Source organism: uncultured Sphingomonas sp. (assembly GCF_964235535.1).
GTDB lineage: Bacteria > Pseudomonadota > Alphaproteobacteria > Sphingomonadales > Sphingomonadaceae > Sphingomonas.
The window spans coordinates 1-2,457 of sequence record NZ_CAXSBH010000107.1; the positions used below are offsets into that span (position 1 = coordinate 1).

2 protein-coding genes are annotated in these 2,457 nt (G+C 71.1%); one reads left to right on the forward strand and one right to left on the reverse strand.

Annotated features, from left to right (window positions below; translation table 11 throughout):
- Window positions 1-283: hypothetical protein (locus tag ACFE7F_RS15830; RefSeq protein ID WP_375404806.1), on the reverse strand; the 283-nt coding region annotated here is incomplete at its 3' end.
- Window positions 284-449: 166 nt separating this feature from the next.
- Here ACFE7F_RS15830 and ACFE7F_RS15835 point away from each other — a divergent pair.
- Window positions 450-2,081 carry an alkaline phosphatase D family protein gene (locus ACFE7F_RS15835; protein ID WP_375404807.1) on the forward strand — a complete coding sequence of 544 codons (1,632 nt, stop codon included), beginning with the start codon at window positions 450-452 and terminating at the stop codon, window positions 2,079-2,081.
- Window positions 2,082-2,457 lie beyond the last annotated feature (376 nt).

Here is a 2,457-nt window from a genome sequence, read left to right on the forward strand (position 1 = left end):
CGACGTCGGCGATCGTCGGCAGCGCGCGCTTGCGCTCGATCGCCTGCTCGCGCGAAGCGCGCGCGCCGGTCACGACGATGTCGTCGACCGGAGCATCGCCGGGCGGCAGCGGCTCGAGCGGTCGGCCGTCGGCCACGCCCGTGCTTTGGGCCGAGTTGTTTTGCGGCGGCGTCGTATTTTGCGGGGCCGCGTGAACGGTCGCCGACACGGCCGCGCCGCCCAGCAGCACGACGCGCGCGGAACAGAGGCCGGCGGTGGCCAGGCCGGAAAAGCTGATCCGCATACACTGTTCCCCGGTAAGGTCGCCATCGGGGCTAGGGCGCGAGGATGACAGCCGCGTGATGGCGTCATGTCGGTTGTGCGACAATCGCCGGGGCGCAAGCGGGGCGAAGCCGAAACGTCACACCGGACTGATAGTCGCTCGCCCGACCCCGCAAGAGTTTCTGCCCATGATAACTCCCCTGTCGCGTCGCTCGGTCCTTCAGGCGGCATCGCTGCTGCCCGCGCTGACGCTGCTTCCCTGGCCCGCGCTGAGCGCACCCGCGCGGGCATTCACGCACGGCGTCGCGAGCGGCGACCCCGGCCAGCGCGGCGTGATTTTATGGACTCGCTATGTGGCGGCCGACGCCGGCGAGGCTTCGCTCGGGGTGGAGGTGGCGGAGGACGAGGGCTTTACCCGGATCGTGTCTCGCGGAACGGCCCGCGCCGGCCCGGCGACCGACTATTGCGCGCATGCGCGATCGAGCGATCTGAAGCCAGGCCGCTGGTACTACTATCGCTTCACCGCGCCCGGCGGTTCCACTTCCCCCGTCGGACGCACGCGGACACTGCCGGAGGGCGCGGTCGACCGGTTCCGCATCGGGGTGGTGTCCTGCGCGAACGCGACATCGGGCTGGTTCAACGCCTATGCCCATGCCGCCGCCAGGGACGATCTCGACCTGATCATCCATACGGGCGACTACATCTACGAGTCGCCGGTGGACCGCTCGGACGCGCTCGCCGCGCTGGCGACGGCGCGCGACGTGCAGCCCCGGGGCGAAGCGGTGACCCTCGCCGACTATCGCCTGCGCTACGCCAGCTACCGCGCCGATCCTGCGCTGCAGGAGCTGCACCGCCGTTATCCGATGATCGCGATCTGGGACGATCACGAGGTCGCCAACAACAGCTGGCGGGGCGGGGCCCGGAACCACGGCCCGGAAGAGGGTCCGTGGACCGCGCGGGTGGCGGCGGGGATGCGCGCGCACCGCGAATGGCTGCCGATGGGCCGGGCCGATTACGATCGCTATCGGATCGGCGACCTGGCGACCCTGTTCCGGCTGGAGACCCGGCTGCTCGCGCGGACCGAACAGCTCGACATCGGCGTCGCGCTGCGCGGCGCGACCGATCCCGCGCGCGCGGCGGCGGCGTTCCGCAACGGACCGCTCGCCGATCCCGCCCGCACGATGATGGGCGCGGCGCAGGAGCGATGGCTGGCCGACGGACTGGCCGGGTCAACCGCGGCGGGGGTACCATGGCAGATCCTGGCGCAACAGGTGATCATGGCCCCGACGCGGCTGCCTGCGGTGACCCCCGCCTGGTTCCCGCCTGGCACGACTCTCTCGGCGCGTGACCAGGCCGAGCTGGCCGCTGCGGTCGGGCTCGCGAAGCTTGGCCTACCTATGGGGCTGGACCGATGGGACGGCTACCCGGCCGCCCGCGCACGCCTGCTCGCCGCCTCCGACCGAGCGCGGGCCGATCTCGTCGTGCTGAGCGGCGACAGCCACAATGCCTGGGCCTACGATCTCGAGCATGACGGCGAGCCCGTCGGCGTCGAGCTCGCGGGGCACAGCGTCTCGTCGCTCGGCCTGGAGAAACGGTTCGGTGGCGATGCGCCGTCGATCGCTCGCGACTTCGTGCGGCTCAACCCCGGCCTGAAATGGTGCGATACCAGCAGGCGCGGCTACCTGACGGTCGACCTCACCCCGGAACGCGTCGAGAGCGAGTGGCTGTTCCTCGCCTCGCGCGGGGAACGGTCCGTCGCCCTGCTCGACCGGCATCGCATGGTGGCCCAACGCCGCGCGAGACGCCTGGTCGACGCCTGAGCCGGAAGGTGGGCGCGCTGGGCGTGAGCGGTGTGACGCAGCGTATCATGAGGAGGTCGTGAGGTTCGGGCGTTCCGGCGCAAGCCTCGCCTTTGGCGTCACGTAACCGCAACGAGGCTGCCCTCCCACCGTAACTTCCAAGCTCCAGGGAACCCATCGACGTTGGCGATGCGCCGCGATTCGCGATCGGGGGAAATATGAAGCGTTGCATGTCCATGCCGCGGGCGACCGTGGCGGCCGTAGCCTTGTTGGCAACGGGCGCGGCAACGGCTCAGACGGTGCCCGCTGGCGACCCCGACCCGAGCGTCGAGTCGGCGAAGGCGGACGACCGGACCGAGGGCGACGGGGGCGACATCGTCGTCACGGGCCGCCTGGG

Bases quoted from the DNA above. Each gene is read 5' to 3' on its own strand.
- ACFE7F_RS15835 (WP_375404807.1), top strand. From the start codon at position 450: ATGATAACTCCCCTGTCGCGTCGCTCGGTCCTTCAGGCGGCATCGCTG.